This window comes from Mycobacterium kubicae (genome assembly GCF_015689175.1).
Taxonomy (GTDB): Bacteria; Actinomycetota; Actinomycetes; order Mycobacteriales; family Mycobacteriaceae; genus Mycobacterium; species Mycobacterium kubicae.
Map to the genome: position 1 here is coordinate 460,998 of NZ_CP065047.1, position 26,046 is coordinate 487,043.

Here is a 26,046-nt window from a genome sequence, read left to right on the forward strand (position 1 = left end):
GCGAGCGTGTGCGGTGAGCATGCCCGGTGGCCGCTGGGTCAGCACGCAGGACTGGGCTCGCATCGTTGCCGTTGCGGGCTTGGCCGCGGGAGCGGAGCCCCGCGAGGTGGCCGCCGCCCTGGAGGGCCGTACTGGCCGTGGTGCGGCGCAGGCGGCGCGGGCGGCGCGCGCGGCAGCCATTCGTGCTTGCCGCGGCTGCGACCCGTCAGGGTGGCGTCTGGGCGCGGATGGAGTGCCGTTGGACCCGGCCGTGCGCTGCGGCCACAACGCCGCCGACCCGCCCGTCGCGCGCGATCCCAGCGAGCCGCTACACGAGCACCCCAATGCCGGTGCGGCATGCGGTTGACCGTCCACGGCGGCGACTACGCGGTTGCGGTGGTGCCCAAGCTCCGCACACGCCGCGTGAGCATCCGCGCGGGGCCGGTGATCCTGACGGTGTCACCGGCCGAAGCGTTCGCATTGGCCGATGCACTAGTCGAGGCAGCCGAAACACTCCGCAGCACAACCGTTCACGGCACAACACAGGAGGGAAAATGAGCGAGGTAAGTAGCGGCGAACCGGCCGACGATGACGAGGCTGTGGTGGCGCGGGTGGCTGCCCGGATGCGGAACCGGCCGCGGAAGCCCGTCAACCCGGTCACCGACGCCGACCCCGCCGATGTGCGGCGGCAGGTGCGCGCCGATGCCACGGCTGCCATGGCCCTGTGGTTTGGGCTGGCTGGCCTTGATGTGGGCTTCGCGGCAGCTGTGGACCATGCCAGCACGCCGTGCGAGTGCTGCCCGGACGATGTTGGCCTGGCGTCAATGCCGTACGAAGTGTTCCGCGCCGCGGATGTGCGTTTGGTCGGTGACGCCCGCCGGGTGCTGGACGATGCCGTCATTCGCGGCGCCGCTGTGGTGCTGCCGACGTGCTGTGCCCGTGACCGCCCGCAGGTCGAGTTGCTAGTGTGGCGCATCATCAACCGGCTGCGCGACCTGCTGACCGACCACCAGCGCGAAGACCTGCGGGTGCGGTGCACAGGCGGCGATGACGACTTTGAGTTACGTTGTCTGCGTGCGGGTTACGTGCTAGCAATTGCACAGATCACCGACGCTGACGACATGGCATCGGCTGCCCATGACCTGACCGTGCGCGAGTGCCGCGAACAGCCGTTCGGCGGTCTGACGCCCCGCGGCGTCTGGTGCGTGGCCGCTCCTGCGGTAGCGCGCATGGCCTCCGACCTTGCACCCGATGCCCTAGTGGCGTTGTTGCAGGCGGAGTTGGTGCGCCTCGATTCGCTGATGGTTTACCCCGATGCCGATGTGGGTGCGCGGTGATTCAGCGGCTGGCCGGTGTGTACCTCGATGCCTATGACGGCGCGTTTGTTGTGGAAGCGCTGGACCGCTTGGCGCAGTTGACGGCTGGGCCGACCCCGGCGCGCCTGGAGTCGGTGACGGCGAAGCTGCGCCGCGCTGTGCGCCACTCGGCCGAACCGCCAGCACAACCACCAGTGCCCGATTCGGTTGCTGAGCAGCAGCATTCGGCGCAACCGCCAGAAACAACCGCCAGTGTGCGTGCACTGCAACGTGATTCGGTGCACGCTGGTCCGCATGTCACCGGCACCATGGGCACCGGCCAGGCCGCACGCCTCCTCGGCATCTCAGCCAACGGGGTCCGCGACCTTGCCCGCCGCGGCCGCCTACCGGCCAGCCGCACCGGCACCCGCTGGCAGTTCGACGCCGCAGCCGTCACCGCTTTTAGCCAGCGGAGGGCCGCGGCGCAGGGCAGGTGAGCGTTGTGCCTAACCTGCGCACCATCCGCGGCGTGGAGTTGATGCGGGTCGGAACGTGGCAGACCGCAAGCCACCCCGATGGCTGGACGGTGACGGCCGACGATCTGGCCGCCGTCGTCGCCGCGCACGCCGCGGGTGTGCTGCCGCGGGCTCGGCTCAAAATCGGGCACAGCGACCCCCGTTTCGACGGCGGTCCCGCACTTGGCCGCGTCGATAACCTGCGCCTGGCCGATGCCGGTGCGACGTTGGTCGGCGACTTTGTGGACGTGCCAGCCGCCATCGCCGCGCTGCTGCCGCACAGCTATCCCTCGCGGTCGGTGGAGGCGTTGGTGGATTACACCGCACCCGATGGCACTGTGTGGCCGCTGGTGCTGACCGCGGTGGCGCTACTCGGTGCCACCGCGCCGGGTATCGAGACGCTGGCCGACATCACCGACTTGTACGGCGTCGCAGCAGCATCAGCGCGCCGCCTAGTGCTGGCCGCACCACCGCGCGGCGAGGCGACCAGCCAGCGTGCCCGCGCTGTCGCGGTGGCACGTGCCCGACGCACCCGCAGCACCCGAACCCTGGCCGTCTAACCCGGAAGGACACCCGCATGTCGACTACCCGCATCAACCCCTACTCGTATGCCCCCGGCGCGAACATCACCGGCGAAGCCACCGCCACCATCAGCGCCCGCAAGTTCGTCAAGATCAGCGGCAACCGCACCGCCGCAGGCAACCTCGCGGTAGCGCCAGCCGCAGCAGGGGACCGCGCGTTCGGAGTGGCCGCCCACGACGCCGCGACCGGTCAGTTGGTGCACGTGGCCCGCGGCGGCGTCGTCAAAGTCCTTGCCTCCGGGGCCATCGCCGCCGGTGCCGCCGTCCAGGTCGGCGCAGGGGGTGCAGCCTCAACCGCCGCGGCGGGCGTCGTGGTCGGGTTCGCCGTCACCGGGGCCGCCGACGGCGCCGTCGCCGAAGTGGCGTTCTACGCCTAACCGAAAGGAACCGAACCGCCATGACTTCACCGCTCATCCCCACCCTGTCCGGGCAGCAGTTGACCGTCGATGCCGCGCTCAAGCATCCGTCAATCATCCAGACCCGCATCGCCAAGCTGGCCGACAAGCAACTGCTGCTCGGCAAGTTCTTCCGCCAATTGGGAACGCAGGTGCAGGGCGGCGCGCTGCTCTACAGCACCATCACCGCCGCCGACTACTACGCCGCAGGTGGCATGGAGAAGCGCACACCGGGCGCGGAGTACGCCGTCATCGAAGGCGTGGCACCCGAGCCGCGGCTAGCACCCGTGGAGGACTGGGGCGCCAAGGCCATCCTGCCTGCCGAGGCGATCTTGCGGAATGACGCAAACCTGTTGGACAACACTGTAACTCAGCTCTCGAATACCCTTGCTCGTAAGTTGGATACCCGTGCGGTGGCCGCCCTCCAGGCCGCCAGCATCGGCAGCCTGGCACCCGCGGCCGGATGGGATGACCTGGTCATGGTGGGGCCGCTGGATGCCATCACCCCATCGGCAGACCGGCCAAGTGCCCACTGGGCCGAGGCGCAAGAGATGGCCGATTTGGAAGAGCTTGGTGTGCAACACGATTTGCTCATTGTGCACCCAGAGCAGGCCAAGCAGCTACGCGTCGCCTACGCCGAGAACCTGGACGCCGCACTGGAATCCGCGGGCTTCACCAACGGCATGTTCGCCAACCCCCGCATCCCCATCGGGCAAGCTTTCGTCCTCGAACAGGGCGCAGTGGGCACGGTCGGCTTCGAACTGCCGCTCACCGTGGACATCTGGGAAGAGAAGGGCACCCGGTCGTGGGTGCTGCAGGTCTACGCCGTGCCCGCCATGGCCGTCGACCGGCCCTACGCCGCCAAGAAAATCACCGGCCTCAGCTAGCCCAGAAGGGAAACGCACACCATGGCACTCACGCTTGACGACACCCAGACCGCGGCGCTACTCGACGCACTGGGCCTACCAGCCGACACCGACGACGCCAACCTGGTGGTGGACACCGCCAAGGACCTCGCCACCCAGGTCCAGGGCCTCGACACCGCCAAGGCCAGCGCCGTCGTCGCCGCAGCCGCACGGCACGGCATGGAGGTCATCGACAAGCCCACCGCCGACGCACTGCGCCGCGACGCCCAAGAAGGCAGACGGGTCATCGCCGCGGCAGCCAAGGCCAAAGTCGAGGCCGCCGTTGACCACGCCATCGACACCGGCCGCATCATGGCCAGCAGCAAGAAACACTGGATCACCCTGTGCGAAAACGACGAAACGATGCTGCCGCACCTGGCCTCCATCGCACCCGGCACCGCCGTCCCACTCAGCGAAGTCGGGCACAGCGCCGACGCAACGCCCGACCCCAACCCATCCGGCCAGTGGTTCTACTGACCACCTAGACCGCGCTGCCGGGTGGGTGCAACAGCCCGCACACACCCCGGCGCGGCGTGGGCAGGCGCCCCGGTTCCGACTCGTCCTTGGCTGCCGGGGCGCCGCCCACGACCCCCGAGACGGCGGCCCAGGCCCGCGGTGGGCGCCCAGACAGCCAGCAGCCAGCGGGCCGCGGCCAGCCCTCGGCTCGGCGGCACACCGATGCCACCCACCCCCGAAAATCTTCGGCTCCCCCCTCGGGGTGGCTCCCACGGGGTAGCCATGGATTTTTTGCGCGGCTCGAAAAAGATCGGGCTCGAAGCGCAACGAGTGCCGTCTGATGGCGGATGTAGCGTTTGGGCTGTGATGTGACGAATCCCCGATTCGGGGGCGAAGTGGAGCACCGTGACTGTCCCGAGAAACCGATTTGACGAGACCTGGCATCGGCTACGCGATTGGACAGGTGGCCAATCCAAGTCCGAGATGCTGGCGTGGCAGGTGATTGGGGCTGAGGGCTACACCCGTATTGACCCGGCACATACACACGGAGGCCCTGACGGTGGTGGGGACGCCATGTGTGAGCGGGATGGCGAGACGTGGGTGATGGCGGCCTATTTCCCGTTAGGTCAGAAGACGCCGGCCACGATCAAGAAGAAGCTGTTGCAAGACATGAAGGGCGCGAAAGCCAAGGGCGGGGTGGGCATCGCGTTCGTCACCAATCAGGAGATCACCCTGGCGGAGCGCGAGCAATGGGAGCAATTGGACCCTGACCTCAAGGTCCACCTGTTCCATCTGTTGAAGGTCACCCAAATCCTCAACGAACCTCAGTACGCCCGGACCCGCGAGGAGTTTCTCGATATCGTCGCCGGCCCCCCGCCGATGCTAATCAAGGCGTCCATACTTGGGCCTGCTCATGCATTCACTGATGACAGGGTTGTACTCGAAACCTTCGTGAAGATGTATGAGCAGCGGATTCGAAAACGGTCCGATAAGGGGCATGCGCGCGTTCGCGCCGAACGCGAAGCGAAGGAACGCGCCGAACGCGAAAGACGAGAGCGCGCGGCCGCGGCCGCGGCGCGCGAGGCGGCGGAGGAGGCGCAGCAGGAAAGGCTGCGGGAACTCGGGCCAAAGAGGCCGTGGGATCTAGCTGGTACCCCCATCCCACGGATGACCGACATGCTCGGTCAACGTCCGTATTACAACCTTGGTCAGGTTCAAGGCCGTGACTCTCTGATGGACGACGCCAAACGGGAGGAACTGCTGTACAAGACGCTGGGGATCAATCCGCCGACGCCGCCACAGCCGCTGGACGAGGCGCAGATCACGGAAAGGGTAGCCGCATACCGGGCAGGCCTAGAAGCGCGCTGGCCCGCGTGCCGGGACTACCTCGCTGGTGTCGCGTGGCCGGGCCTGCGGTTTCGGATCAAGAACGAGGCAAGAAGTTTCCTCAACGATGTACAGGTCATCCTGACCTTCCACGGGGCACGGGGTGTCAACTTCGAGGATCTCGAAGGCTTTCGAATTCGACAAGGTTCCGGACCCGAGTTGGCAGCGTCCGGTGGACCCGCTGTTCTATACCGCACTGCCGGCTATGCCCCGGCTGGCCCCGCCGTCGGACTACCCAATCGAATGGCGGCACAACGACGACGGGGACCTCGAAGTGACGGTCACGTTGCCGCAGCTAAGGCCGCATCCAGAGTGGCGAAGTGACGAGTACGGAGACGACATAGTGGTTGTTGTGGACCCCGGTCTCGAGGCCGACGAGATAGCAGTCACATACACGGCCACCGCCCATAGCTACGGCGACGTGTTTGAAGGCGAGCAAATTGCTCTGCCCGTCGAGAAGGAACCCATGCTTGACGTGCTGCGTCGGGTGATTGCCGCGACCAGGGATGATGACTCCTGATAGTGAGGTGGGCGGCGCCGCGTTTGTATGCGTGAAATGTACTTCGCGCCGCTAGTGCCATCATCGGCTCAAGACCTTCGGTGGCTGGCGCGACGAGCAGCTGATCGATGGCACCGTGGTGTGGACCTCTCCGACCGGGCGCACCTACCGCACCGTCCCGGCGGGCACCGACCTCTTTCCGCAGTTGCGCTCGCCGGCTTGCGCGGCACCAGCACCGGTCACGCGCAGCCGAGCCCAACGGCGCAGCACCCGCATCGCCGCCGCGCGCAGGCATAACCGCGAGCAGCGGCCACTCAATGAGGAGCGCCGCTATCTGGAACAGGCCCGTCAAGAAGAGATCGCTGCTCGCCGATTCCGGAATCACATGCGCGACATGCTCTTTGCCTTCAAAGGCGGCCCGAGCACCAGTCCATTCTGTACCTGGGTCAACGATCCCCGCGAACCCGAGGAACTGCCACCCGACTGGCGGCCCGCCGAACCCGCACCAGACCCCCCACCCGACGAACCTCCTTTCTAGGGCGGCTGATTAGGGTGCCAACATGCCGGGACCGTTAGAGGGCGTGAAAGTCGTCGAACTGGGCGTGTGGGTGGCCGGGCCGGCCGCGGCGGCCATCATGGCGGACTGGGGTGCCGACGTCATCAAGATCGAACCGCCGACCGGTGACCCGGGGCGGCTGTTCGGCCGGATGCTGGGCTGTGACCTCAGCGTCAACCCGCCATTCGAGATGGACAACCGGTCCAAGCGCAGCATCGTGCTCGACCTGACCACCGACCCGGGGCGCGACACCGCACGCCAATTGCTGTCCGATGCGGATGTTTTCGTGACGAACGTGCGTCCTGGCGCGCTGAGCCGGCTAGGCCTGGATTACGAATCGGTGGCCGGCCACAATCCGCGGCTGGTCTACGGCCTCGTCACCGGCTACGGCGAAACAGGTCCCGACGCCGACCGCGCCGCCTACGACGTCGCGGCGTTCTGGTCACGCGCCGGTGTGGCTCATCTACTCACCCGACCCGGTGACACCCCTCCGTTCCAGCGCGGCGGCATGGGCGACCACTCGGCCGGCATGAGCCTCGCCGCGGCGGTGTGCGCGGCGCTGCTGGCCCGCGCGCGCACCGGCACCGGCCAACTGGTCACCACCTCGCTCTACCGCCAAGGCGCTTACACGGTCAGTTTCGACCTCAACACCTATCTGCTCACCGGCCAGCCCATCGCCGTCGGCCAACGGGAGACGATGGGCAATCCGTGCATGAACAACTACGCCGCGGGCGACGGGCGCCGCTTCTGGATCGTCGGACTGGAAGTCGACCGACACTGGCCGGCCCTGTGTCGCGCCGTCGGCCGACCGGATTGGCTGACCGACACCCGATACGCCGACGCCCGTTCCCGAGCGCACAATGCCGCGGGTTTGATCGCCGCATTGGACGAAATCTTCGCCACCAAACCGCTCGACGAGTGGGCCGAGATCTTCGCCGCCGAACCCGACTTCTTCTGGTCACCGATCAACTCACTCGAAGACGTCGTCGCCGACGAACAATTCCACGCCGCGGGCGGCATCGTCGACGTGCCGGATGGGCAGGCCAGCGTCCCGATGGTCGCCTCACCTGCGGATTTTCACGGTACGCCGTGGGCGCCACGCAGCACAGCACCCGAACTCGGTCAGCACACCGACGAGATCCTGGCCGAGTTGGCCGCGCGCCGAAAGCTTTGAACCACCCGACGGACCTTTACAAAACCGGACAAAAGTGTCACGCTAGCCGGTGAGCCGCGTCACTCCCCTCCCGTCGCGGCGACGGCCCATAAGCGAGCGCGACAGCCACATCTGAGCGCACCGGTCCGGGTGTGGCAGAGGAACGGATTGATGGTCACTTCGGTAAGCAGCCCGACGAGTGCTGCACGCCCACCGCACACCGAAAGCGAATGCCTGAGGTATCGGCTCGACGTGGTAGCCCACAGTGCCGTCGACGTCGTGCAATCGGCCGGAGGGTGGCTCTACGACCGGGCCATGGCGGGTTGGGAAGTCACTGTCTTGCTGCCGCGTGGCTGCGATGAGAAACCGCTGCGCATCCTGGGGGTACACCCCGCGGAGCTGGAGTCGCGACTGGGCCAGCCGAGTCACAGCCTGGCCGTCAGCGTGGAGGCGTTCACCGCGCACGACTGCGTGCGCGAACAGGTCCGAGAAGCCTTGGCTGACCGGTTGACCGAGGTTGCGCTGTGGGGACAGGGGTGGCCGCTCGGCCTTGATCGCGGGATGACCGAGGCGCAGCACATCCTCAGCGCCGCCGCGGTGGCGTTCAAGGCACAGGCCCTCAATGCGGCCGGAATCGACACCGCCACAGTCGCTCCCACCGAGACGCTGCTCACCGACTCAAATTGGTCGGGCTAGGACACTGCCCGGCGACCTTCAGAACGTGATCAGCTGGCGCACCGCCGTGCCGTCGGCCAGGTGATCCATCGCCTCGTTGATCTCGTCCAGCCGGATTGTCGAGGACACCAACGCCTCCACCGGCAACCGGCCCGACTGCCACAGCTCGACGAATCGGGGAATGTCGCGGCTGGGCACCGCCGACCCCAGATAGCTGCCGATCAGCGAACGTCCTTCGGCCACAAACCCCAACGGCGACACGTTGATTCGCGCGCTGGGCGGCGGCAGTCCCACGGTGATGGTCCGTCCGCCCGGCGCGGTCAGCGCAATCGAGGTCTCCAGCGCCGCCGGATGCCCGACGGCTTCGATCACGACCGCGGCCTTGAGCCCGGCATCGGCCGCCTGTTGCGGCGTGTACGTCTCGTGGGCACCCAGCAATTGCGCGGCCGAGAGCTTCTCCGGCAACTGATCGACGCCGACCACCCGCACGTCGGAGTAGGTCAGCGCGGTCAGCACCGCCGCCATGCCGACCCCACCGAGCCCGACGACAGCCACCGTCTGACCCGGCCGAGGATCACCCACGTTGAGCACCGCGCCGCCGCCAGTCAGCACCGCACAACCCAGCAGAGCGGCAACGCGGGGCGGCACGTCGTCGGGCACCGGAACCACACTGGCCCGATTCACCACGGCGTGCGTCGCGAAACCGGAGACGCCCAGATGGTGGAAGACGGGATGACCGCCGCGGTCCAGTCGGATCCCGCCACCCAGCAGCGTCCCTGCGGTGTTGGCCGCGCTGCCCGGTTCACACGGCGTCAGGCCCTCGGTCGCGCAGGCCACGCAATGGCCGCACCGCGGCAGGAACACCAGCACCACGCGCTGACCGAGCGCCACGTCGTCGACATCCGGACCGACCGCCTCGATGATCCCCGCGGCCTCGTGCCCGAGCAGCATCGGTGTCGGCCGCACCCGATTGCCGTTGACCACCGACAGGTCGGAGTGACACACCCCGGCCGCTTCGATGCGGACCAGGACCTCGTCGCGCTGCGGCCCGTCCAAGTCGAGCTCCCCGACGCTGATCGGCTTCGACTCCGCGTACGGCCGAGGCGACCCGATTCGGTCCAGCACCGCGCCCCGAATGTGAATCATGTTGGAATACAACCATGGCTGAGGTTTCTGAAGTCCCGTCGGTGCCGTCCGCGCCGGACAAGCTGACCAGCGAGGACTTCCCGGTGCTGTGGCCGGTGCTGACCCGCTGGGCCGACAACGACATGTTCGGCCACCTCAACAACGCCGTCTACTACCAGCTGTTCGACACCGCGATCAACGCTTGGATCAACATCAGCACCGGCGTCGACCCGCTGACGATCCCGGCGCTGGGCATCGTCGCCGAATCGGGCTGCCGCTACTTCTCCGAGCTGCGCTTCCCGGAAAGCCTCGAGGTGGGGCTCGCGGTCACCCGGCTGGGCCGCAGCAGCGTCACCTATCGGCTCGGCGTCTTCCAGACCGGCGCGCAGGGCGCCCGACCGATCACCGCGCTCGGACACTGGGTGCACGTCTACGTCGATCGGACCACCCGCAAAGCCGTCCCCATCCCTACGGAGATCCGTGAGCTGCTTTCCACGGCCTGCGTGAAATAAGGCCCGCCGCAGCGCATTCAGTATGCTGCGGCCATGGCAGTTATGAGTAAGACCGTCGAGGTCGATGCGGACGCCGCGTCGATCATGGCCATCGTCGCCGACATCGAGCGCTACCCCGAATGGAACGAGGGAGTCAAAGGCGCCTGGGTGCTCGCCCGCTACGACGACGGCCGTCCCAGCCAGGTCCGGCTCGATACCTCTATTAACGGCCTCGAAGGCATCTATATCCACGCCGTGTACTACCCGGGCGAAAACCAGATTCAGACCGTGATGCAGCAAGGCGACCTGTTCGCCAAGCAGGAGCAATTGTTCAGCGTGGTGGCGACCGGCGCCAGCAGCCTGCTGACCGTGGACATCGACGTCGAGCCGAGCATGCCCGTGCCGGCGCCCATGGTGAAGATGATGCTCAACAACGTGCTCGATGCGCTGGCCGAGAACGTCAAGAAGCGCGCCGAGCAGATGAGCCCTAACTGAAGATTCCCGTCTTGTCCAAGGCTTCGGTCAACCGGCGGGCCGCGTCGGTGAACTGCCAGACGGTGTGCTCGATCACCGCGGTTGAGTCGCGGCGTCGCAGCGCGTCGATCAAGCTCCGGTGGTTGTCGACGGCGGCCACGCCCCAACCGGGGTCGGCGGCATACATCTGCGCCGGCATGTAACGCGCGGCATTGAAGAGGAACCACGCCAGTTTGATCCGGCCACTGGCCTGATTGAACACCCGATGAAACGCGAACTCGAGGGAGGCGATGGTCTCGGCATCGCCGGTCGCCACGGCCGCCGCCAACCCATCGTTGATCCGTTCGAGTTCGCCGATCTCCCGTTCCGAGATGCGTGCGGTGGCCGCTGCAGCCAATTCCCGCGCGATGGTGGCCTGCAACCAGAAGATGTCTTCGATGTCTTGGCGAGTCAGCGGTAGCACGACGTGACCACGATGCGGTTCCAGCTGCACCATGCCCTCACCGCGCAGCTTCAGGAGCGCCTCCCGCACCGGGGTGATACTCACCCCGAGTTGGGCCGCGGTCTCGTCGAGTCGGATGAACGTGCCCGGCCGCAATGTCCCGGACATGATGGCCGCGCGCAGGTGCCCGGCGACTTCGTCAGACAGTTGTGCGCGGCGTAACGGCCGGCTGCGCTGCTTCGCCGACAGTGGTGCGTTCACGGGTCCTGCCAGGACTTTCTGGTCTCGTCGGGCATTGTTACGGGTCTGGACTGAGGTGATAACGAAGTCTTGTCACAGGGCCACCCAGGCCGTTAATGTGACCCGGGCAACACCATGTTTTATCAAATATCAATCTGGCGCAAGCGGTGCGCAAGTGAAGGGAATGCATAGTTGACCGCGCAACTGGCCAGTCAGCCCATTCACTCCGGGCATGCTCCCGAGCAGCCTTATCTTGCCCGGCGGCAGAACTGGGTGAACCAGCTGGAGCGCCACGCGATGATGCAGCCGCACACGCCGGCCATTCGGTTTCTGGGGAACACCGAAACGTGGGCCGACCTGCGGCGCCGGGTCGCGGCGTTGGCCGGCGCCTTAAGCCGCCGAGGGGTCGGCTTCGGCGACCGGGTCATGATCCTGATGCTCAACCGCCCCGAGTTCGTCGAGGCGGTGCTGGCGGCCAACATGCTCGGGGCCATCGCGGTCCCGCTGAACTTCCGGTTGACGCCCACCGAGATCGCGTTTCTGGTCGAGGACAGCGCGGCCCGGGTCATGGTCACCGAAAGCGTGCTGGCTCCGGTGGCCATCGGGGTGCGCGGCATACAGCCGCTGCTGCAGACGGTGGTGGTGGCCGGTGGATCGACCGACGACAGCGCGCTCGGCTACGAAGACCTGATCGACGAGCCCGGCGACGAACCGGAGCCGGTCGACATCCCCAACGACGCACCCGCGTTGATCATGTACACCTCGGGCACCACCGGCCGGCCCAAGGGCGCGGTGCTCACCCACACCAACATCACCGGCCAGACCATGACCGGGCTCTACACCAACGGCGCCAACATCAACAGCGACGTCGGTTTCATCGGAGTGCCGCTGTTCCACATCGCCGGGATCGGCAACATGTTCACCGGCATGCTGCTCGGCCTGCCCACGGTCATCTATCCGCTGGGTGCGTTCGACCCGGCCCAACTGCTCGACGTCCTCGAGGCCGAGAAGGTCACCGGCATCTTTCTGGTTCCGGCCCAATGGCAGGCGGTGTGCGCCGAGCAGCAAGCGCGGCCCCGCGACTTGAAGCTGCGGGTGATGTCGTGGGGTGCGGCCCCGGCGCCGGACACGCTGCTGCGGCAGATGGCCGAGATCTTTCCCGGCACTCAGATCCTGGCGGCGTTCGGCCAGACCGAGATGTCGCCGGTCACCTGCATGCTGCTGGGCGAGGATGCGATCCGGAAGTTGGGCTCGGTCGGCAAAGTGATTCCGACGGTCGCAGCACGAGTGGTCGACGACAACATGAACGACGTACCCGTCGGCGAGGTCGGCGAGATCGTCTACCGGGCACCGACGTTGATGAGCGGTTATTGGAACAACCCGGAGGCCACCGCCGAGGCGTTCGCGGGCGGATGGTTTCATTCCGGAGACCTCGTTCGGATGGACGACGAGGGCTACGTCTGGGTGGTGGACCGCAAGAAGGACATGATCATCTCCGGTGGAGAGAACATTTACTGCGCTGAAGTCGAGAACGTTCTGGCCGGGCATCCCCGCATCGTGGAGGTCGCCGTGATCGGCCGGGCGGACCCGAAATGGGGCGAGGTGCCCATCGCCGTGGCGGCTGTAACGCAGGGGCACCTACGGATCGAAGAGTTGGATGAGTACCTGACCGAGAGGCTTGCTCGCTACAAGCATCCCAAGGCGCTCGAGGTCGTGGACGCGCTGCCGCGCAACCCCGCCGGGAAGGTGCTCAAAACTGAGCTGCGGGTACGATACGGCGCCCCTCGAGAGGGCGAAATTCACTCTGCCGCAAAGGATTCATAGCGAGGGAAGGGACGCTCACCGGATCTGTTACGTTTGCCAGCTGTTGACGAAGGGTTAATTGTGCGACTTCAGTTCCCACCTGAACGGCCATCGGGTACATTCCTGTGGTCTGCGTTACTACCTGCGGGTAATGAGCCGTGGGTCACACGCATGGGGTCGGGGCAAGGAGGACGGGTGCGACACCAACCGCGATGCCTCGGTTGGGGAACTGGTTTGAGGGGGCAGCGGTGACGACGTCCACGCGTCCGAGTTTGATCGGTTACGCGCGCGATCAACTGCAGACGCCACTCACCCTCATCGGCGGGTTCTTCCGGATGTGTGTGCTGACCGGACGAGCCATGTTCCGCCGCCCGTTCCAGTGGCGCGAATTCATCGGTCAGTGCTGGTTCATCATGCGGGTCGCGATCCTGCCGACCATCATGGTTTCGATCCCGCTGACCGTGCTGTTGATCTTCACCCTCAACGTGCTGCTGGCGCAGTTCGGTGCGGCCGACCTGTCTGGCGCCGGTGCCGCGATCGGCGCGGTGACCCAGCTGGGCCCGCTGACCACGGTGCTGGTGGTGGCCGGGGCCGGGTCCACGGCTATCTGCGCCGACCTGGGCGCGCGCACCATCCGCGAGGAGATCGACGCGATGGAGGTGCTCGGCATCGACCCCATCCAACGGCTGGTGCTACCCCGCGTCTACGCCGCGACGATCGTCGCGACCTTGCTCAACGCGTTGGTGATCACCGTCGGCCTGGTGGGGGGCTACCTGTTCGGCGTTTATCTGCAGAACGTCTCCGGTGGTGCTTACCTGGCGACGCTGACCACCATCACGGGCCTGCCCGAGGTGATCATCGCGACGGTCAAAGCGGCGACCTTCGGGCTGATCGCCGGGCTGGTCGGCTGCTACCGCGGACTGACCGTGCGGGGCGGTTCCAAGGGACTGGGCACCGCGGTCAACGAGACAGTGGTGTTGTGCGTGGTTGCGCTGTATGCGGTCAACGTCATCTTGACCACCATCGGCGTGCGCTTCGGAACAGGACGCTGACATGTCGACAGCCACCGTCCTTCGCTCCCGCTTCCCGCGGGCGACGGCGAACATCAGTCGCTACGCCGGCGCCGTCACCCGGGGAGTCGACGAAGCCGGCCACCTCGCGTGGTTCACCGTCACCTCCTTGGGGCAGATCCCGCACGCCATCACCAACTACCGCAAAGAGACGCTGCGGCTGATCGCCCAGATCGGCATGGGCACCGGTGCGATGGCCGTCGTGGGCGGCACCGCCGCAATCGTCGGCTTCGTGACCCTGTCGGGCAGTTCACTGGTCGCCATTCAGGGTTTCGCCTCGCTGGGCAACATCGGTGTCGAGGCATTCACCGGGTTCTTCTCCGCACTGATCAACGTGCGCATCGCCGGGCCGGTGGTCACCGGCATTGCCTTGGCGGCGACGGTGGGAGCCGGCGCCACCGCCGAACTCGGCTCCATGCGTATCGCTGAAGAGATCGACGCCCTGGAAGTGATGGGCATCAAGTCGGTCTCGTACTTGGCATCCACCCGGATCATCGCCGGGTTGGTGGTGATCATCCCGCTGTACGCGCTGGCGATGATCATGTCTTTCCTATCGCCGCAGATTGTCACGACCGCGTTGTACGGACAGTCGCACGGCACCTACGAGCACTACTTCCGGACGTTCCTGCGCCCGGACGACGTGTTCTGGTCGTTCCTGGAAGCGATCATCATCGCGGGGATCGTCATGATCACCCACTGCTACTACGGGTACAACGCCGGCGGCGGGCCGGTCGGCGTGGGCGAGGCCGTCGGTCGGTCGATGCGACTGTCGCTCGTCTCGGTACAGGTAGTTGTCTTGTGTGCCGCCTTGGCCCTCTACGGGGTCAATCCCAACTTCGCACTGACGGTGTAGGTGCCATGACTGGACCGCTGCTCAAGCAAAACAAGATGCACAACCCGCCGTACAAGCTGGCGGGCCTGGGCCTGATCATCGTCTTCTTCGTGATCATGGCCCTGGTGTACGGCCAGTTCCGGGGCGACTTCACGGCCAAAACGAAACTGACGATGGTGGCATCGCGAGCCGGCCTGGTCATGGACCCGGGGTCGAAGGTCACCTACAACGGGGTGGAGATCGGCCGGGTCGGTGACATCTCCGAGATCTCGCGCGACGGAAAGCCGGCCGCCAAGTTCACCTTGGAGGTCTACCCGAAGTACCTGAAGTTGATCCCGGCCAACGTGAACGCGGACATCAAGGCGACCACCGTCTTCGGCGGAAAGTACGTCTCGCTGACCACGCCCAGGGACGCCAACGGAAACATCACCGCCAAGGGCCGCCTGTCACCGCAGAGCGTGATCGACGCCCGAACGGTGACGACGGAGATCAACACGCTGTTCCAGACCATCACCTCCATCGCGGAGAAGGTGGACCCGGTCAAGCTGAATCTGACGCTCAGCGCGGCCGCGCAGTCGCTGTCCGGGTTGGGTGACAAGTTCGGCCAGTCGATCATCAACGCCAACCAGATCCTCGACGACGTCAACCCGCAGATGCCGCAGGCGCGTCGCGACATCCAGCAACTGGCCGCGCTCGGCGACACCTACGCCAACGCCTCGCCGGACTTGTTCGACTTCCTCAGCAACGCGGTCATCACCTCGCGCACCATCAACCAACAGCAGAAGGACCTGGACGCGGCGTTGTTGTCGGCGGCCGGGTTCGGCAACACCGCCGCCGACGTCATCGGCCGAGCCGGTCCCTACCTGGCGCGCGGCGCCGCCGACCTGGTGCCCAGCGCTCAGCTGCTGGACACCTACAGCCCGGCGATCTTCTGCACGCTGCGCAACTACCACGACATCGAACCGAAGGCCGCGGCGTTCCTCGGCGGCAACGGCTACTCGCTGAACGCCGACACCAAGTTGCTGTCCGGATTGGGTCTGCTGCTGAACCCCGTATCGCTGGTGGCAGCCCTGCTCACCCAGGTCGGTTCGCTGGCCGGACTGATCGGTGGGGCGCCCAACCCCTACGTCTACCCGGACAACCTGCCGCGGGTGAACGCGCGCGGTGGCCCAGGTGGCGCACCCGGTTGCTGGCAGCACATCACCCACGATCTGTGGCCGGCGCCCGAGCTGGTGATGGACAGCGGCAACAGCATCGCGCCGTACAACCACCTAGACACCGGTTCGCCCTACGCGATCGAGTACGTGTGGGGCCGTCAGGTAGGGGATAACACGATCAACCCATGAAAATCACCGGCACCGTCGTCAAACTCGGCATTATTTCTATAGTGCTGCTGCTGTTCACCGTGATGATCATCGTGGTGTTCGGCCAGATGCGCTTCGACCGCACCAACACCTACACCGCGGAGTTCAGCAACGTCAGCGGCTTACGCCAGGGCCAGTTCGTGCGCGCCTCGGGCGTCGAGGTCGGCAAGGTCAGCGACGTCAAACTGGTCGCCGGTGGCAAGCGGGCCCAGGTGAAATTCAACGTCGACCGGGGCGTGCAGCTGTACCAATCGACCTCGGCGCAAATCCGCTACCTCGACCTGATCGGCAACCGCTACCTGGAGCTCAAGCGCGGCGAGGGCGAAGGCGCGGACCGCGTGCTGCCGCCCGGCGGGTTCATCCCGGTGGCCCGCACCACCCCGGCGCTGGACCTCGACGCACTGATCGGTGGCTTCAAGCCGCTGTTCCGTGCGCTGGACCCGGACAAGGTCAACGCCATCACCTCGGCCATCATCACCGTGTTCCAAGGACAGGGCGGCACCATCAACAGCATCCTGGACCAGACGGCCCAGCTCACGTCGCAATTGGCCGAACGTGACCAAGCGATCGGCGACGTGATCAAGAACCTGAACATCGTGCTGGACACCACCGTCCGCCACCGCAAAGAGTTCGACCAGACGGTCAACAACCTCGAGGTGCTGATCACCGGGTTGAAGGACCACGCCGACCCACTGGCCGCCGGAACCGCCAACATCAGCAACGCCACGGGCACCATCGCGGACCTGCTGGCCGAGGACCGCGCCCTGCTGCACAAGGCGATCAACAACCTCGACACCATTCAGCAGCCGCTGCTCGACCAGCGTGACCAGCTCAACGACTTCATCCACAAGGTGCCGAACGCGTTGAACATGATCGGTCGCGGCATCGGCTCCTACGGGGACTTCGTCAACTTCTATCAGTGCGACATCCTGCTGCGCATCAACGGTTTGCAGGCCGGTGGGCCCATTCGAACGGTCCGGCTCTTCAACCAGCCGACGGGTAGGTGCACCCCACAATGAGAACGCTCGAACCGCCCAACAGACTCCGCATCGGCCTCATGGGCATCGTGGTGACCCTGCTGGTCATCGGCGTGGGCCAGAGCTTCACCAGTGTGCCGATGCTGATGGCGCGGCCCAGTTACTACGGGCAGTTCACCGACACCGGGGGACTGAACAAAGGCGACAAGGTCCGCATCGCCGGCGTGGACGTCGGCAAGGTCGAGGCGATGAAGATCGACGGCGACCACATCAGCGTCAAGTTCAACATCGGCACCTACTCCATCGGCACCGAGAGCCGGTTGAACATCCGCACCGACACCATCCTGGGTAAGAAGGTGCTCGAGATCGAGGCGCGGGGTAACCAGCCGCTTCGACCCAACGGCATTCTCCCCATCGGCCAGAGCACCACGCCCTACCAGATTTACGACGCGTTCTTCGACGTGACCAGGGCGGCATCGGGCTGGAACATCGACACCGTCAAGCAGTCGCTGCACGTGCTGTCCCAGACCATCGACGAGACCTACCCGCACCTGAGTTCGGCGCTGGACGGCGTCGCCCGCTTCTCCGACACGATCGGCAAACGCGACGAAGAGGTCAAGCACCTGCTGGCCCAGGCCAACCAGGTGGCCAGCATCCTCGGTGACCGCAGCGAGCAGGTGGACCGGCTGCTGGTCAACGCGAACACGCTGCTGGCCGCGATCGACGAGCGCGGCCGGGCCATCGACGCCCTGCTGGGCAACGTGGCGGCCTTCTCCACCCAGGTCTCGGGGTTGATCAACGACAACCCCAACCTCAACCACGTCCTGGAACAGCTGCACCAGCTCAGCGACATCCTGGTCCAGCGCAAGGACGACCTGGCCAAAGGTCTGGTCGAAGTGGGATCGTTCCTGCCGTCCCTGAACGAGGCCATCGGGTCCGGCCCGTTCTTCAAGGTGGTCCTGCACAACCTGCTGCCGGGCCAGATCGTGCAACCGTTCGTCGACGCCGCGTTCCGCAAGCGCGGCCTGGACCCCGAAGATTTCTGGCGCAGCGCCGGGCTGCCGGCGTTCCGGTTCCCCGACCCCAACGGCACCCGGTTCCCCAACGGTGCGCCGCCGCCTGCGCCACGGGTGCTCGAGGGCACGCCCGATCACCCGCTGCCAGCGGTGCCACCGGGATCCCCGTGCTCCTACACGCCGCCGATCGACGGCCTGCCGCGCCCCGACAACCCATTGCCCTGTCAGGGTCTGAGCGTGGGGCCGTTCGGTGGCCCGGGCTTCCCGGCGCCGTTCGACGTGCTGAGCTCGCCGCCGAACCCCAACGGCCTGCCGCCCACACCGGGCATCCCGATCGCCGGCCGGCCCGGAGATCCCCCGCCGGACGTGCCGGGTACGCCGGTCCCGTTGCCGCCGAACGCACCGCCGGGTGCGCGCACCGAGCACCTGGGACCCGCCGGTCCGACGCCGCCGCCGTCGACCTTCGCCCCGGCGTTGCCGCCGGGCCCGGCGGCGCCGCCCGGACCAGGACCGAACTTGCCGGCTCCATTCATCAACCCCGGCGGAACCGGCGGTAGTGGCGCGGACGGAGGTAGCCAGAATTGAGTACTGCCTTTGACATCCGCAACATCAAGCTGCCGCCGCTGTCACGGGCGACCGTGATCATCGGATCGCTGCTGGTGGTGCTGGCGTTGGTCGCGGCTTTCGTCGGCTGGAAGTTGTTCGAGAAGCTGACCACCAACACGGTGATCGCCTACTTCTCCGAAACCAACGCGCTGTACGCCGGTGACAAGGTTCAGATCATGGGCCTGCAGGTGGGCACGATCGACAAGATCGAGCCGGCCGGCGACCGGATGAAGGTGACCTTCCACTACGAGAACACCTACAAGGTCCCCGCGAACGCGTCTGCCGTCATCCTCAACCCCACCCTGGTGGCCTCGCGTGCCATCCAGCTCGAGCCGCCGTACAAGGGTGGCCCCAAACTGGGCAACAACGCGGTGATCCCGATCGAGCGCACTCAGGTGCCGGTCGAGTGGGACGAGTTGCGCAACAGCGTCACCAACATCATCTCCAAGCTGGGTCCCACCCCGGAGCAGCCGACGGGTCCCTTCGGTGAGGCGATCGAGTCCTTCGCCAACGGACTGGCCGGCAAGGGCAAGCAGTTCAACACGACGCTGAACAACCTCTCGCAGGCGCTGACCGCGTTGAACGAGGGCCGGGGCGACTTCTTCGCGGTGGTGCGCAGTTTGGCGTTGTTCGTCAATGCGCTGCACCAGGACGACCGGCAGTTCGTCGCGCTCAACCAGAACCTGGCGTCGGTCACCACCCGGTTGACCCACTCGGACACCGACCTGTCCAACGCGCTGCAGCAGTTCGACTCGCTGCTGTCCACCGTGCGCCCGTTCCTGGAAAAGAACCGCGAGGTGCTGACCACCGACGTCAACAACCTGGCGACGGTAACGAACACCTTGCTGCAACCCGAACCGCTCAACGGCCTGGAAACCGCACTTCACGTGCTGCCGACGGCCGCGGCCAACATCAACCAGATCTATCACCCGTCTCACGGCTCGTTGGTGGCCATTCCATCGATCACCAACTTCGCCAACCCGATGCAGTTGATCTGTAGCTCGATTCAGGCGGGCAGCCGATTGGGGTATCAGGAATCGGCCGAGCTGTGTGCGCAGTACCTGGCGCCGATCCTGGACGCCATCAAGTTCAACTACCTGCCGTTCGGGCTGAACCTATTCAGCACCGCCGAGGTGTTGCCCAAGGAAGTCGCGTACTCCGAGCCGCGGCTGCAGCCACCCAACGGGTACAAGGACACCACCGTGCCCGGTATCTGGGTGCCCGACACCCCAACCTCGCACCGCAACACCCAACAGGGCTGGATCACCGCACCCGGCATGCAGGGTGTGCAGGTCGGGCCGATCACCGCCGGGTTGATGACGCCGGAGTCGTTAGCTGAGTTGATGGGCGGGCCGAACATCGAGCCGGTCCAGTCCAACCTGCAGACGCCGCCGGGTCCGCCCAACGCCTACGACGAGAACCCGGTGCTGCCCCCGATCGGCCTGAACGCTCCGGTGCCGATCCAGCCGCCGCCGCCAGGGCCGAACGTGGCCCCGGGCCCCGTCGCTCCCACGCCCGCGCCAGTGGTGGCGCCCCCGGCGCCCGCGCCGGTCGGTGTTCCACTACCCGCTGAGGTAGGAGGTCAGTGACCGTGATCGGCAAGCTTCGCCATCGCACCTGGCAGGGCATGGTGTTGTTGGCTGCCGCGTTGACGCTGAGCTCGTGCGGCTGGCGCGGCATCTCGCAGGTCGCCATTCCGGGTGCGCCGGGCAGCGGCTCGGGGTCCTACGTCGTCTACGCGCAGGTGCCCGACACCCTGGCCATCAACGGCAACAGCAAGGTGATGGTCGCCGATGTGGAGGTCGGCTCGATCCGCAAGATCGAGCTGAAGAACTGGGTGGCCACGCTGACGCTGGGTCTGAACAACGGTGTCAAGCTGCCCAAGAACGCGCTGGCCAAGATCGGCCAGACCAGTTTGCTGGGTTCACAGCACGTGGAGCTGCTTTCGCCACCCAATCCGGCGCGGGAACAGCTCAAGAACGGCGACGTCATCCCGTTGAAGAATTCCTCGGTCTATCCGACCACCGAGCAGACCCTGGCCAGCCTGGCCATGATCCTGCGCGGCGGCGGCATCCCGAACCTCGAGGTGCTGCAGAACGAGATCTTCAACATCCTTCATGGGCGCGGTGACCAGATCCGGGCATTCCTGGGCAAGCTGGACACCTTCACCGACCAGCTCAACCAGCAGCGCGACGACATCACCCACGCCATCGATTCGACAAATCGGTTGCTGGCTTACGTGGGTGGCCGCTCGGACGTTCTCGAGCGGGTGCTGACCGACATCCCGCCGTTGATCAAGCACTTCGCCGAGACCAAGAATCTGCTGATCAACGCGATCGACTCGCTGGGAGCGGCCAGCAAGGTCACCGCTCAGTACCTCGGTGAAGCCCGCGGTCCGCTGCACACCGACCTCGAAGCGCTGCAGTGCCCGTTGCGGGAACTGGGTAAGGGCTCGCCGTTCCTGATTGGCGCCCTGAAGCTGATCCTCACCCAGCCGTTCGACATCGATACGGTGCCGAAACTGTTCCGCGGTGACTACATCAACATCTCCATCACGTTGGACGTCACCTACAGTTCGGTCGACAACGCGTTCCTGACCGGAACCGGCTTGTCGGGCGCGCTGCGCGCACTCGAGCAGTCGTTCGGCCGCGACCCCGAAACGATGATCCCGGACGTGCGGTACACGCCCAACCCGAACGACGCACCCGGCGGTCCGCTGGTCGAAAGGGCGGATAGGCAATGCTGACTCAGTTCATCAAGCGCCAGCTGATCCTGTTCGGCGTGCTGACGGTCGTCGTGCTCAGCGTGCTGGGCGTGTTCTACCTGCAGGTCCCCACGCTGGTGGGCATCGGGCGCTACGACCTGAAGGCCGAATTGCCCGCATCCGGTGGTCTGTACCCGACGGCCAACGTCACCTACCGCGGCATCACGATCGGCAAGGTCACCTCCGTCGAGCCGACCGAGCGGGGCGCCGAGGCGGTGATGAGCATCGACAGCCGCTACAAGATCCCGATCGATGCGGTCGCCAATGTGCATTCGGTGTCCGCGGTCGGTGAGCAGTACCTGGACCTGGTGTCCTCGGGCAATCCCGGCAAGTACTTCGCAGACGGCCAGACCATCACCAAGGGCACGGTGCCCGCCGAGATCGGGCCGGCGCTGGACACCGCGAACCGAGGGCTGGCGGTGCTGCCGAAGGAGAAGATCAGCACGCTGCTCGACGAGACCGCGCAGGCGGTCGGTGGGTTGGGGCCGGCGCTGCAACGTCTTGTCGACTCGACTCAGGCGATCGTCGGGGACTTCAACACCAACATCCGCGACGTCAACGACATCATCCAGCACTCCGGGCCGATCCTGAACAGCCAAGTCGAATCCAGCGGTGCGATCGAGCGCTGGGCGCGCAACCTCAACCGGCTGGCCGCGCAGACCGCTGAACGCGACCAGAACCTGCGCAGCATCCTGCGCCAAGCCGCGCCGACGGCTGACCAGGTCAACGAGGTGTTCAGCGACGTGCGGGAGTCGCTGCCGCAGACGCTGGCGAACCTGGAGGTGGTCTTCGACCTGCTCAAGCGCTACCATGCCGGTTTCGAGCAGTTGCTGGTGTTCCTGCCGCAGGGCGCGTCCATCGCGGAGACGGTCGCCGCGCCGTTCCCGAACCAGGCCGCGCTGGACCTGGCGCTGTCCATCAACCAGCCGCCGCCGTGTCTGACCGGCTTCATCCCGGCCTCGGAGTGGCGCTCCCCGGCCGACACCAACATGGCGCCGCTGCCCAACGGGACCTACTGCAAGATCCCGATGGACACCCCGGCCAACAGCGTGCGCGGCTCGCGCAACATTCCGTGTGTCGACGTCGCCGGCAAGCGCGCCGCCACACCCCGGGAATGCCGCGACCCCAGGCCCTACGAACCGGCGGGCACCAACCCGTGGTTCGGTGACCCCAACCAGCTCTTGACGTGCCCGGCGCCTGCGGCGCGCTGTGACCAGCCGGTGAAACCCGGTCAGGTGATTCCGGCGCCGTCGATCAATACCGGCCTGAACCCCGCGCCAGCCGACCGAGTGCCGGGGACACCCCCGCCGACCAGTGACCCCTTGAGCCGGCCCGGATCGGGTACCGTTCAGTGCAACGGACAGCAGCCCAACCCGTGTGTTTACACTCCCGGCGGGCCTCCCACGGCGGTCTATAGTCCTCAGAGCGGTGAGCTGGTAGGGCCCGACGGGGTGAAGTACTCCGTCGAAAACTCAACCAGAACAGGAGACGACGGATGGAAGGAGATGCTGGCGCCAGCCGGCTGAACCCCACCGACGCGGACGATTCGTCTCGCACCACCACGACCACCCTGGAACAACCGGCATCCGAGGCCGAAACCCCGCAAGAAACCGAGGTCCTGGCGGCCGAGGAGTCCTCGGAGTCCGAGCCTGAGATCGCGGCGCCCGAAGACCCGCACACCGAGTCCGCGACCGCCGAGCGCGGCCCCTCGCGGCTGGGCCGTAAATGGTTCGCCGCCATCACTGTGCTGCTGTTGCTGATGGCCGGCGGCCTCGGGGCGGGCGCCTACTTCGCGCTGCGATACAACCAGGAGCGCCAGGCCACCGCGCGCAATGAAGCCGCCGCGCTGAAGGCGGCCATGGATTGCGTCGCGGCCACCCAGGCTCCGGACACCAACGCGATGGTCGCCGCCGAACAGAAGATCGTCGAATGCGGCACCGACGCGTTCCGGTCCCAAGCCCTGCTCTACACCAGCATGGTGGTCCAGGCCTATCAAGCCGCCAACGTCCACGTCCAGGTCTCCGACATGCGCGCCGCGGTCGAGCGCGACAACCCCGACGGATCGGTCGACGTGCTGGTGGCGCTGCGCGTCAAGGTGGCCAACAACGAGTCGCAGAACGAGACCGGCTACCGGCTGCGAGTGCGGATGGCGCCCACCGAGGGCCAGTACAAGATCTCCAAACTCGACCAGGTGACGAAGTGACGGTGGTGGTTGACCAGCCCCAGACTCAGCCCCAGCAGACGGCCGTTGTCTTAGCCTCACCGCAGCCAGCATTGGCGCCCTGGCACAAGCGCGCCGGGGCGTTCGCCGTCGACGTCGTGCTGGGCAGCGCCGTGGTGGCGACCATGGCGGTGGTCTCCTTCACCGTGGCGCCGCGCGGCGCCTGGTGGTGGGTGTGCATCGTCGTCATCGGGCTGCTCATCCTGCTGATGTCGGTCAACCGGGTGCTGTTGCCGACGATCCTCGGCTACAGCCTGGGCCGCGGCCTGTTCGGCATCACCGTCGTCAAGGACAGCGGCGAACCCAGCGACGCGTGGCGGTTGCTGCTGCGCGAACTCGCCCATCTGTTGGACACCGCCGCCGCGTTCGTGGGCTGGCTGTGGCCGCTGTGGGATTCGCGGAACCGGACCTTCGCGGACCTGTTGCTGCACACCGAATCTCGGGTTGATCCGCAGGAGCGGCCCGCCGACCTGCGGCGCTGGACGGCGGTGGCGGCCTCGATCGCCGCCGCGGCATGCCTGGCAGGCGCCGCGGTGAGCTACGGGGTGGTGTACTCGTGCGACCGGGCGATCGACCAAACCCGTTCGGAGATCAATACGCAGGGTCCCAAGATGGTCGCGCAGATGCTGACCTATGACCCCAAGACGCTGCACGACGACTTCGCGCGGGCCCGGTCGCTGGCCACCGACCGGTACCGCGGTCAGCTCGCCGCGCAGCAAGACGCCGTGGAAAAGGGCGGCCACCCGGTCGTCAACGAATATTGGCCGCGCAGCGGCGCCATCCAATCGGCCACCCCGGACCGCGCGACGATGCTGCTGTTCCTGCAGGGCCGCCGCGGGGTAGCGCCCGACGAACGCTACATCAGCGCCACGGTTCGAGTGACGTTCGCCAAAGGCTCCGACGACCAGTGGCGCATCGACGATCTCAACGTCATCACCAAGCCCAGACCGCCGGGGGAGGGAAGATGAGCCCCCGCCGCAAGTTCGCACCCGGTGAACAGACGCTGCTGGTCGAACAGCCGGTCCCGCCGCGCCGCTGGGCTCTGCCGCTCATCACCGCCGGTGCGGCGCTGGTGATGGCCGCGGCGATCACCGTCTCGACCCTGATGCTGATCGCACATCAGAACCGCGAGGTCGCGGCCAGCAGGAATCGCCAGGTGCTCGACTACGTCTCCTGGTTCATGACCGGCTTCACCTCGATCGACCCCTTTCACGCCAACGACTATGTGGCGCGCGTACTGGCCCAAGCCACCGGCGATTTCGCGCGGCACTACCAAGAGCAGGAGAACGAAATCCTGCTGCAGGTCGCGCGGGCCGAACCGGCCACCGGCACCGTCTTGGAAACCGGAGTGGAGCGCTGGAATGACGACGGCAGCGTCAACGTACTGGTCGCGACCCAGGTGACGTCGAAATCTCCGGACGAGAAACAGGTTTTCACCAACACCAATCGCTGGACGGCAACCGCTACCCAGGAAGGGAACCAGTGGAAGATCAGCAACCTGCTGCAGGTGATCTGAAACAGATCCCCGGCGACGACCAAACCGAGGCCGCTGCCGCCACGCAGACCGACGAGACCAAAAGCGAAGAAACCGCCGAGTCGACAGCAGCCGCCGAAACGGCGGAAGACGAAGCGGCACAAGCTGACTCGGACTCCGCCTCGGAAGTCGCCACCGAGAGCCCGAAGGTCGCCAAGCGCCGCAAGAAGCGCAACTGGGCGGCCGCGCTGGCCGCGCTGGCCGCCGTTGTGTTCGTGGGCTCGGCGGCATTCGCCGGCTGGGCGGTGCAGCCCTATCTGACCGATCGCGCGGTCGCGGCTACCAAGCTCAAAGTGGCGCGCACCGCGGCCGACGCCATCACCGCCCTGTGGACCTACACGCCGGAGAACATGGACAACCTGGCCGACCGCGCGGCGGCTTACCTCAGCGGCGACTTCGGCGCCCAGTACCGCAAATTCGTCGACGCCATCGTCGCCCCCAACAAGCAGGCCAAGATCACCAACAGCACCGTTGTCACCGGCGTCGCCGTCGAAACCCTCGAGGACCCGAACGCGGTGGTGATGGTGTACACCAACACCACTTCGACCAGCCCGCTGACCAAGAACATTCCGTCGCTGAAGTACCTGTCCTACCGGTTGTTCATGAAACGCGACGACTCCCACTGGCTGGTGACCAGGATGACCACGATCACCTCGCTCGACTTGACGCCGCACCTGTAGCGCCCGGTCAGG

The 26,046-nt window shown here is 66.4% G+C and carries 28 protein-coding genes and 1 pseudogene; 27 read left to right on the plus strand and 2 right to left on the minus strand.

The genetic code is table 11. The annotated features are described in order from the left end of the window. The first annotated feature begins 13 nt into the window (after positions 1-13). The 12 genes and pseudogenes from I2456_RS02225 to I2456_RS02280 all read left to right on the plus strand — a co-directional run bounded on the left by I2456_RS02225 (position 14) and on the right by I2456_RS02280 (position 8,416). Positions 14-346 carry a hypothetical protein gene (locus tag I2456_RS02225; RefSeq protein ID WP_139823052.1) on the plus strand — a complete coding sequence of 111 codons (333 nt, stop codon included), beginning with the start codon at positions 14-16 and terminating at the stop codon, positions 344-346. Between the two features lie 187 nt (positions 347-533). Beyond that, the gene (locus I2456_RS02230; protein WP_085073157.1) at positions 534-1,316 is read left to right on the plus strand and encodes a hypothetical protein; all 783 of its coding nucleotides are present in this window, start codon (positions 534-536) and stop codon (positions 1,314-1,316) included. Beyond that, positions 1,313-1,771 carry a helix-turn-helix domain-containing protein gene (locus I2456_RS02235; protein WP_085073156.1) on the plus strand — a complete coding sequence of 153 codons (459 nt, stop codon included), beginning with the start codon at positions 1,313-1,315 and terminating at the stop codon, positions 1,769-1,771. Before I2456_RS02230 ends, I2456_RS02235 begins: the two co-directional genes overlap by 4 nt. Beyond that, positions 1,768-2,349 carry a hypothetical protein gene (locus I2456_RS02240; RefSeq protein WP_241007717.1) on the plus strand — a complete coding sequence of 194 codons (582 nt, stop codon included), beginning with the start codon at positions 1,768-1,770 and terminating at the stop codon, positions 2,347-2,349. The genes I2456_RS02235 and I2456_RS02240 overlap by 4 nt, the downstream gene beginning before the upstream one ends. Positions 2,350-2,366: 17 nt before the next feature. Further along, positions 2,367-2,747, plus strand: a complete 381-nt coding sequence (locus tag I2456_RS02245) for a capsid cement protein (protein ID WP_085073155.1) — start codon at positions 2,367-2,369, stop codon at positions 2,745-2,747. A 20-nt stretch (positions 2,748-2,767) separates the two neighbouring features. Further along, positions 2,768-3,652, plus strand: a complete 885-nt coding sequence (locus tag I2456_RS02250; protein WP_085073154.1) for a major capsid protein — start codon at positions 2,768-2,770, stop codon at positions 3,650-3,652. A gap of 21 nt (positions 3,653-3,673) precedes the next feature. After that, positions 3,674-4,147 (plus strand): phage protease, encoded by a 474-nt coding sequence (locus I2456_RS02255; RefSeq protein ID WP_085073153.1) that lies wholly within the window; start codon positions 3,674-3,676, stop codon positions 4,145-4,147. 552 nt (positions 4,148-4,699) lie between these two features. Beyond that, entirely contained in the window at positions 4,700-5,836 is a 1,137-nt protein-coding gene (locus tag I2456_RS02260) for a hypothetical protein (protein WP_139823051.1), read from the plus strand. A gap of 19 nt (positions 5,837-5,855) precedes the next feature. Continuing rightward, entirely contained in the window at positions 5,856-6,032 is a 177-nt protein-coding gene (locus I2456_RS02265; protein ID WP_163703845.1) for a hypothetical protein, read from the plus strand. A 58-nt stretch (positions 6,033-6,090) separates the two neighbouring features. Further along, positions 6,091-6,549 (plus strand): annotated as a pseudogene (locus I2456_RS02270) (HNH endonuclease signature motif containing protein); the annotation flags it as partial. Positions 6,550-6,571: 22 nt separating this feature from the next. Next, complete coding sequence (locus I2456_RS02275) at positions 6,572-7,741, plus strand: CoA transferase (RefSeq protein WP_085072560.1); 1,170 nt, start codon at positions 6,572-6,574, stop codon at positions 7,739-7,741. Positions 7,742-7,891: 150 nt separating this feature from the next. Continuing rightward, a complete protein-coding gene (locus tag I2456_RS02280) occupies positions 7,892-8,416 on the plus strand; it encodes a hypothetical protein (protein ID WP_085072559.1) in 525 nt (174 codons plus the stop codon). An 18-nt stretch (positions 8,417-8,434) separates the two neighbouring features. Here the strand turns inward: I2456_RS02280 and I2456_RS02285 are convergent, their stop codons facing one another. Then, a complete protein-coding gene (locus I2456_RS02285) occupies positions 8,435-9,541 on the minus strand; it encodes an alcohol dehydrogenase catalytic domain-containing protein (protein WP_085072569.1) in 1,107 nt (368 codons plus the stop codon). Positions 9,542-9,555: 14 nt separating this feature from the next. Here I2456_RS02285 and I2456_RS02290 point away from each other — a divergent pair, with 14 nt between their 5' ends. Then, positions 9,556-10,032, plus strand: a complete 477-nt coding sequence (locus tag I2456_RS02290; RefSeq protein WP_139822965.1) for an acyl-CoA thioesterase — start codon at positions 9,556-9,558, stop codon at positions 10,030-10,032. 33 nt (positions 10,033-10,065) lie between these two features. Further along, the gene (locus I2456_RS02295; protein ID WP_068030543.1) at positions 10,066-10,506 is read left to right on the plus strand and encodes an SRPBCC family protein; all 441 of its coding nucleotides are present in this window, start codon (positions 10,066-10,068) and stop codon (positions 10,504-10,506) included. Here I2456_RS02295 and I2456_RS02300 read toward each other — a convergent pair. After that, positions 10,499-11,188 (minus strand): GntR family transcriptional regulator, encoded by a 690-nt coding sequence (locus I2456_RS02300; protein ID WP_085072558.1) that lies wholly within the window; start codon positions 11,186-11,188, stop codon positions 10,499-10,501. The two genes, I2456_RS02295 and I2456_RS02300, sit on opposite strands and share 8 nt — an antisense overlap. 171 nt (positions 11,189-11,359) lie before the next feature. Between I2456_RS02300 and fadD5 the strand changes: the two genes are divergently transcribed. The 13 genes from fadD5 to I2456_RS02365 all read left to right on the plus strand — a co-directional run bounded on the left by fadD5 (position 11,360) and on the right by I2456_RS02365 (position 26,034). After that, positions 11,360-12,991, plus strand: a complete 1,632-nt coding sequence (gene fadD5, locus I2456_RS02305; RefSeq protein WP_085072557.1) for a fatty-acid--CoA ligase FadD5 — start codon at positions 11,360-11,362, stop codon at positions 12,989-12,991. 227 nt (positions 12,992-13,218) lie between these two features. Then, positions 13,219-14,022, plus strand: coding sequence for an MlaE family ABC transporter permease (locus I2456_RS02310; RefSeq protein ID WP_085072556.1), 804 nt, complete (start codon positions 13,219-13,221; stop codon positions 14,020-14,022). Between the two features lies 1 nt (position 14,023). Beyond that, a complete protein-coding gene (locus tag I2456_RS02315; protein ID WP_085072555.1) occupies positions 14,024-14,893 on the plus strand; it encodes an MlaE family ABC transporter permease in 870 nt (289 codons plus the stop codon). Between the two features lie 5 nt (positions 14,894-14,898). Continuing rightward, positions 14,899-16,218: an MCE family protein gene (locus I2456_RS02320; RefSeq protein WP_068030555.1), complete on the plus strand. Its 1,320-nt coding sequence runs from the start codon at positions 14,899-14,901 to the stop codon at positions 16,216-16,218. Continuing rightward, positions 16,215-17,255, plus strand: coding sequence for a virulence factor Mce family protein (locus tag I2456_RS02325; RefSeq protein WP_068030558.1), 1,041 nt, complete (start codon positions 16,215-16,217; stop codon positions 17,253-17,255). The genes I2456_RS02320 and I2456_RS02325 overlap by 4 nt, the downstream gene beginning before the upstream one ends. Next, positions 17,252-18,814 carry a virulence factor Mce family protein gene (locus I2456_RS02330; RefSeq protein ID WP_068030561.1) on the plus strand — a complete coding sequence of 521 codons (1,563 nt, stop codon included), beginning with the start codon at positions 17,252-17,254 and terminating at the stop codon, positions 18,812-18,814. The genes I2456_RS02325 and I2456_RS02330 overlap by 4 nt, the downstream gene beginning before the upstream one ends. Beyond that, complete coding sequence (locus tag I2456_RS02335; RefSeq protein ID WP_085072554.1) at positions 18,811-20,424, plus strand: virulence factor Mce family protein; 1,614 nt, start codon at positions 18,811-18,813, stop codon at positions 20,422-20,424. The genes I2456_RS02330 and I2456_RS02335 overlap by 4 nt, the downstream gene beginning before the upstream one ends. 38 nt (positions 20,425-20,462) lie before the next feature. Further along, on the plus strand, positions 20,463-21,581 hold the full coding sequence (locus tag I2456_RS02340) for a virulence factor Mce family protein (protein WP_068030793.1): 1,119 nt from the start codon (positions 20,463-20,465) through the stop codon (positions 21,579-21,581). Then, on the plus strand, positions 21,575-23,125 hold the full coding sequence (locus I2456_RS02345; protein ID WP_085072553.1) for a virulence factor Mce family protein: 1,551 nt from the start codon (positions 21,575-21,577) through the stop codon (positions 23,123-23,125). Before I2456_RS02340 ends, I2456_RS02345 begins: the two co-directional genes overlap by 7 nt. Then, positions 23,095-23,802 (plus strand): Mce protein, encoded by a 708-nt coding sequence (locus tag I2456_RS02350; protein ID WP_085072552.1) that lies wholly within the window; start codon positions 23,095-23,097, stop codon positions 23,800-23,802. Before I2456_RS02345 ends, I2456_RS02350 begins: the two co-directional genes overlap by 31 nt. Beyond that, the gene (locus I2456_RS02355; RefSeq protein ID WP_085072551.1) at positions 23,799-24,788 is read left to right on the plus strand and encodes an RDD family protein; all 990 of its coding nucleotides are present in this window, start codon (positions 23,799-23,801) and stop codon (positions 24,786-24,788) included. Before I2456_RS02350 ends, I2456_RS02355 begins: the two co-directional genes overlap by 4 nt. Next, positions 24,785-25,336, plus strand: coding sequence for a mammalian cell entry protein (locus I2456_RS02360; RefSeq protein ID WP_085072550.1), 552 nt, complete (start codon positions 24,785-24,787; stop codon positions 25,334-25,336). The genes I2456_RS02355 and I2456_RS02360 overlap by 4 nt, the downstream gene beginning before the upstream one ends. Continuing rightward, positions 25,303-26,034 carry a mammalian cell entry protein gene (locus I2456_RS02365; RefSeq protein ID WP_085072549.1) on the plus strand — a complete coding sequence of 244 codons (732 nt, stop codon included), beginning with the start codon at positions 25,303-25,305 and terminating at the stop codon, positions 26,032-26,034. The genes I2456_RS02360 and I2456_RS02365 overlap by 34 nt, the downstream gene beginning before the upstream one ends. Positions 26,035-26,046 lie beyond the last annotated feature (12 nt).